This window comes from Caballeronia sp. BR00000012568055 (assembly GCF_029439455.1).
Classification (GTDB): Bacteria; Pseudomonadota; Gammaproteobacteria; order Burkholderiales; family Burkholderiaceae; genus Caballeronia.
The window spans coordinates 3,254-9,468 of sequence record NZ_JAQFVG010000093.1; the positions used below are offsets into that span (position 1 = coordinate 3,254).

Annotated in this window: 5 protein-coding genes; all 5 read left to right on the forward strand. The window is 57.8% G+C overall.

Going from position 1 to position 6,215, the window contains the following annotated elements; all coding sequences use genetic code 11:
- On the forward strand, positions 1–766 hold a 766-nt coding region (locus tag P7F28_RS06000; protein WP_277183572.1), incomplete at its 5' end, for a type VI secretion system baseplate subunit TssF.
- On the forward strand, positions 766–1,833 hold the full coding sequence (gene tssG / locus P7F28_RS06005) for a type VI secretion system baseplate subunit TssG (RefSeq protein WP_277183574.1): 1,068 nt from the start codon (positions 766–768) through the stop codon (positions 1,831–1,833). The genes P7F28_RS06000 and tssG, both read left to right, overlap by 1 nt.
- A gap of 60 nt (positions 1,834–1,893) precedes the next feature.
- Positions 1,894–2,925, forward strand: coding sequence for an ImpA family type VI secretion system protein (locus P7F28_RS06010; protein WP_277183579.1), 1,032 nt, complete (start codon positions 1,894–1,896; stop codon positions 2,923–2,925).
- Positions 2,926–3,025: 100 nt separating this feature from the next.
- Positions 3,026–3,664: a hypothetical protein gene (locus tag P7F28_RS06015; protein ID WP_277183575.1), complete on the forward strand. Its 639-nt coding sequence runs from the start codon at positions 3,026–3,028 to the stop codon at positions 3,662–3,664.
- Positions 3,665–3,868: 204 nt separating this feature from the next.
- Positions 3,869–6,115: a type VI secretion system tip protein TssI/VgrG gene (locus P7F28_RS06020; protein WP_277183580.1), complete on the forward strand. Its 2,247-nt coding sequence runs from the start codon at positions 3,869–3,871 to the stop codon at positions 6,113–6,115.
- Positions 6,116–6,215 lie beyond the last annotated feature (100 nt).

Genomic DNA, 6,215 nt, shown 5'->3' on the forward strand with positions numbered 1-6,215 from the left:
CGAATTTCGGCCGCTTTATCAGACGGTCAATAACGACGAAGGCAATCATGGCCGGTATTTTTCGGTGCGCCGCGAGCGACGGCTTTTGTCGGACGGCGCGCGGCGATACGGCACGCGCACGCCTTATAACGGCACCGAGACGTTTGTTTCACTGGTCGATCAGCACGAAGCGCCGTATCGCGAGGGCATGCGTTATTTGTCAGCCGATGCCTGGGTGACCAATCGCGACCTTCCGTTGCTCGTGCCGCGCAATGGCGTGTCCGATTTCGCGAAATCGGAAAGCGGCGAACCGATCGAAAGCATCGGTCTGATCAGGCCGCCGTCCGCGCCAAGGCCGCCTTATGCCGATGGCGAAACGGCATGGCGTCTTATTCGGCAACTGAACTTCAACTATTTGCCGCTGGAAGACATCGAGCATCGGCCGGGCGGTCAGGGCTTGCGCGATATGCTGCGCCTCTTTCTGAGCGGCGATGACACCCAGCATGCGCGGCAGGTTGAAAGTCTGGTCGGCGTGAAGACGCAGCCGGTCACTCGCAAGCTGCCCGGAAGCGGGCCGCTCGTATTCGGCAGAGGCATCGAATGTGAATTGACTGTCGATGAGACTGGTTTTTCGGGTACGAGTCCGTATCTCTTCGGCTTGATTCTGGAGCATTTCCTCGCGCGTCATGTGTCGATCAATTCCTTCACTCAGACCACGCTGCAGTCGATGCAGCGTGGACGTGTCATGCGTTGGCCGGTACGGATGGGCACGCGCGGGGTGGCTTGATGAAGCGCATCGCAAATTCGGCGCTATTGCGAGAATCTGCCTTGTCGCCGGAGTTGATCGGGCAGTTGGAGGCCGAACCCTTGCAGTACGGATTCTTCTCGCTGATGCGGCGTATCGGTGCGGATTCGCGTATCGATCCGATCGGCACGGCCGCGCGCCCGCGCGCCGAACCGTTCAGACTCGGGCAACAGCCAAGCCTTGCTTTCGCGCCGCGTGAGATTGCAAGCGTCGGCGAACTGAACGGACGGCTGCATATCCGTCTGTTCGGACTGGGCATGCTGGGTCCGAATGGTCCGCTGCCCATCCATATCACCGAGATCGCGCGGGAGCGTGAAGAAAGCCGACGCGATCCCACGCTCGTCCGCTTTCTCGACATCTTTCATCACCGGTATCTTGCCTTGCTCTACCGCGCCTGGGCGTCGGGGCAGGCTGCCGCGGGCCTCGATCGGCGCGACAACGAGCGCTTCTCTTTCTACATCGCGAATCTCGTTGGAAGCGATCCCGGGGAAATTGCGACACGCGCGTTGCCTGCGCACGCGCAACTGGCGGCATCGGCGCATCTGGTGCGCGAAGCGCGCGATCCGGAAGGCTTGCGCATGACGCTCGAACACTACTTCGGCGTGCCGGTGAGCATCGACGAATACGTGTTTCATTGGGTGACGATCAGTCGCGAGGATCAGACGCATCTCGGTGAACTGAGTGCGGCTTCCGTCATGGGCGATGGCGCCATGCTGGGCGAACGCGTGCCGGACCGGCAGCACCGGTTTCGAATCGTGATCGGGCCGCTCGCGCTGGATGAATATCTGCGCTTCACGCCGCGTGGCGAGGCATTGCCGCAGCTCGTGGATTGGGTCCGCAGCTTCGTCGGGCGTGAGTTTCAGTGGGAACTCGAGTTACGTATCAAGGCGGAGAGCGCTGCGCCGGCAAAAATCGGCGGTGAGCAGCAATTGGGATGGTCCGGATGGCTGGGCCATTCAGCGGACGGCAATCCCGTTACCGGCATGCGTTTCGATCCTGAATCGTATGCCTCGCGCACGGTATCCGCTGCGCATGACAGAGCAAATTGAAGAAATACGATGAACAAGAAAAACGACGCACCATTGGAACCGTCCCCCTCGCACGACTGGATGACGCCGATCGATCCGGCAACGCCATGCGGTACCGATCTTGAATATGACCCGGAGTTCGTTGTGTTGTTTGCCCAGGTGGCGGCAAAAGTCGACGCTCAATACGGTGATTTTGTCGGCACACCCGAGCCGGTCAACTGGAGTGAAGTGGATCGGGATTGCCGGCGGCTGATGATACGCAGCAAAGACATTCGGTTGGGCGTGCTGTTCACGCGCTGCCGCACACGGCTTGATTCAGCGAGGGGACTGGCGGAAGGATTGAACCTGCTGGCCAGATGGCTGGAAGATTATCCTGAGTCGGTCCATCCGCAGCCGAATGTCGATGAAGACAAAGACGCTGCGCTCGAGATTCGCATGAACGCGCTGCAGGCATTGACCGATTCGGACGGTTTGCTCGGGGACATTCGCGATATCGCGCTTGCACGATCATCCGCTGTACGCTTGCGAGTGCGTGATGTCGAGCGCGCCTATGCGCAGCCGCGCCCAAGCGATGCGTTATCAGTCGAGTCGGTGGTGCGGCAACTCGGCGATGTGCGCGTGCATCAGCCTGCGCTGATGGCGGCTTTCGAAGACGCGGCAAACAGCCTAGCCGCCATCGACGCATGGAACCAGACTCACTTGGGAATGTTCGCTGCCGATCTTGCGCTATTGCTGCGCTTGCTCGGGCGAATGACGAAGGCGGCTGTCGGAAGTTCGAGCACAGACCGTGGCACACATATCGATCCCGCGAGCGATGCGGACGCTCAATCAGAGCTGATCGCCCCCGCACGAGAAGCCGATTCGATAACAACGACCGATAACGATGCCGACTTGCAAAGGCCGTTAGATTCGCCACCCGCCAGGCAATTGACGGACCGAGATGCCGCGCTTCAATCCATTCGAGATGCACGACAGTGGTTCGAGACCTGGGAACCGAGTAGTCCCATCCCTGTCTTGCTGCTGCGTGCAGAGCAATTCGTCGGAAAGCGCTATTCCGAAGTATTGAAAGCGATTCCCGCTGAGCTGATGCTCGAATGGGACAAGGAAGCGTGATGAAAGTCAGGTGATTATGAAATGTCGGCTTCCTAAATTTATGTGTTGAATCTAAGTTATCGATGTCGATTGCGTGGTCGGGCTACCGGAACGAATTTGCATGTCAATACTGAGAGCGAGCAAGTGGAGTTTTGCATCTGGTATAGGAAGGAAAGCTGATGAATCAAATGGTGTACGTATCGATATCGTGTTGATGTCGGGCGGCGCGTTTGCTCTCAATGATCCGCAGCAGAAGGAGCATCGCTTTTATTTCGCGCGGGCGGAATTGCCAACGTCCAATGCGCCGATGCCGGAGATCAGGCTTCCGACCATGCGGCTGCCCGCTTTCGTTTCGGCTGAACCGACCGAAGCGAAAGACCCCAAGAAGCAAAACGATGCCGCTCCTTCCGACGATGCGAAGAAAGCCGCCGCAGACTCGCAGCGCCAGAGTCTTCCTGTGCGTCCTTCTGTCTTTATGACTCAAGCCTTCCAGGGCGGTGAGCTAAGTCAAAGGGATTTCAAGGGAGCAGCAGTTTATGTGCAGGCAGGCAACGGCCCCAGGATTTTCGCTTCGTCGGATAGTTCGGCCTTGCTACTTGGCATCAACGCGGCCCAACTCATGATGGGCCTCTCGTCGCCATCGAATTTCAGACTTGCGGAGCAAGCGATAGCGAGCGCTCGTGCTGTGCTGATGATCGAAGGCGTGAGCGTACGCGTGTCCGGAAATGGCCAAGGGATTCTAATTGGACATGTCAATTGAGTCCGTGCTCAAAAATTTCGGATTGCGAATAATCGATATCGAGCGTGTTTCATCAAGACAAATTTGAGGGCTTGAATTGTGGGTAAATTAGTCAAGCTAAGCGGGATTGCGAAGGCTGGGTCGTTTGGTACGGGGCATGCGTCGCAAAGCGCCCAAGGCGCGTTCAGTGGCGCAGGTAATTTCGCTGGTAGTAGCGCCGCGTCGATCAATGGATCGAACCGCACGGTGAGCATAAGCGGCGCTGCCTTGCCTGCGGCATCTTTAGGCGAATCAGCGCTGGTATTGCGATCGATCCGCGGCGAGGAGCAGCTCTCCTGCGTCTATGCATATACGATCGATTGTTGCACGCCGCTCGAATCGATCATGTCCAAGCAAGAGGCCGCCAATCTCGATTTGAAGTCGATGCTCGGTAAGGAACTGACCGTTTCCATCCAATTGGAAGGCATGGGCAGTTTCGTGTCCGGACTGGCGGGAGGCGCGGGCGGATCCAATATCGGCTCGGGTACGCGCGAGATTAGCGGAGTGGTGACGAAAGCGCAGTACATCGGGCAATCGAGCAGGCAAAGTCAGTATCGGCTCGTGCTTGAGCCTTGGTTTTCTCTCGCCAGGCAGAACTCCGACTTTCGGATTTTTCAGCGGCTGACGGTCGTAGAGATCATCGAGCAAGTGTTCGCGAAGTACATGTATTCCTACGATATGCGTCTCGGCGAGCAATATCCGGTTCTGGACTATCAGGTTCAGTACGGAGAAACCGATTTCCATTTCGTTCAGCGCCTGATGGCCGAGCATGGCATCTACTGGTTTTACGAGCATAGCGACGGCTTTCACCGAATGATCCTCGTCGATGGTCTGGGCGCGCATAAGCCGGTCGAAAGCGCCGCCTATCAGACCATTCGCTTTTATCCGCCGGGGCATAAGACGGACGAAGAGCATATCGACAATTTTGGTCTGGATGGAAGTCTGCAATCCGGACGCTGGGTGACGAATGACTTCGACTTCAAAAAGCCAGGCGCGGCGCTGATCGTGCAGAACGATTTGCCGTTGGAAACCGCGCACAACGACTTCGAGCGTTACGAATGGCCGGGTGATTACACGGACCCGTCGCATGGCGAACAGTTCGCGCGCGTCCGGATGGAGGAGGTGCGGGCGAAAGGCGAGTTGGCGGAAGGCTCGGGCAATGTACGAGACATCGTGTGTGGAACGACCTTCAGGCTCGAAGGGTATCCGCATGACGCGGCCAATCAGGAATACCTCGTGATCGGATCGTATATTCACGCGTCGGAAGCGGATCAGACGAGCGGTGCGGGCAAGTACTCGTTCACGTCTTCGTTTGTCGTGCAACCAGCGACGACGATTTATCGGCCGCCGCGCGACGGTTATGCAAAACCGCGTACGAGTGGTCCGCAGACCGCCATCGTGACCGGACCGGCGGGGCAGGAGATCTGGACCGATCAATACGGGCGAGTGAAGCTGAGTTTTCACTGGGATCGATCGGGCGTCAAGGATCAAAGCTCGTCGTGCTGGGTGCGGGTCTCGTATCCGTGGGCGGGCGGCGGGTACGGCGGCGTGAATATTCCGCGTGTCGGCAGCGAAGTCATTGTGGATTTTGAGAACGGCGATCCGGATCGGCCGATCGTGGTGGGACGCTTGTATAACGCGGAGTCGATGCCGCCGTGGGAGTTGCCGGGCAACGCGACGCAAAGCGGCATGCTGTCCCGTTCGATGAAGGGCGGCGTGGAGACCGCGAACGGCATCCGCATGGACGACAGGCAGGGCGCGGAAGAGTTGTGGATGCAGGCCCAGAAGGATATGAACACGACCGTTAAGAACAACGGATCGACTTCAGTTGGGAATGACAACTCGATGAGCGTGGGTGGCAACCACTCGATGTCGGTGACGGGCGATAGCAGTTCGACGGTGACCGGCAATGAGAATTCGGCCGTCACAGGCACGCATACGCAACAGGTCACGGGTGCGGTGACGCAAACCTATGAAGCCGGCCAGACGCGCAACATCACAAGTGGTGGGTACAACGAAGATATTACCGGGGACACGAATTCCGCGATCAAAGGCAAATACAGCGGCTTTCGTGACGGCGAATGGGAGCGCACCATCACGCAGGCATCGACGGACAATCACCTGTCGGGTCGAACGGTCAATGTAAAGGGCATGGACACGCATGGCGTCGAAGGCGACGTCGAGCACGGTGCAACCGGTCATCGCTACGTGAGCGCCAACGAGATGGCTCATTCGGCCGAAACAAGCTTGTCCATGTTCGGAAAGGCCAATGCCGATGTCAGATCTGACTCTTTGGTAACGCTTGGCGTCGGAAAAGGAGGGCCGGGAATATCAATCGACTCCAACAAGATCGAAATTGCGGTCGAAGGATCCATCATCACCATCGATAAGTCGGGTGTCAGTGTCAACGGTGCAAAGATTTCGTTGAACTGACGTCCGTGGACGGGCCGCTAAGCCTTTTCGCAAGAAATATCTCATGAAACGAATTTCAGTCATGGTCGTGAGCGTTGTACTCGCTATCTTCGTTGTGAGC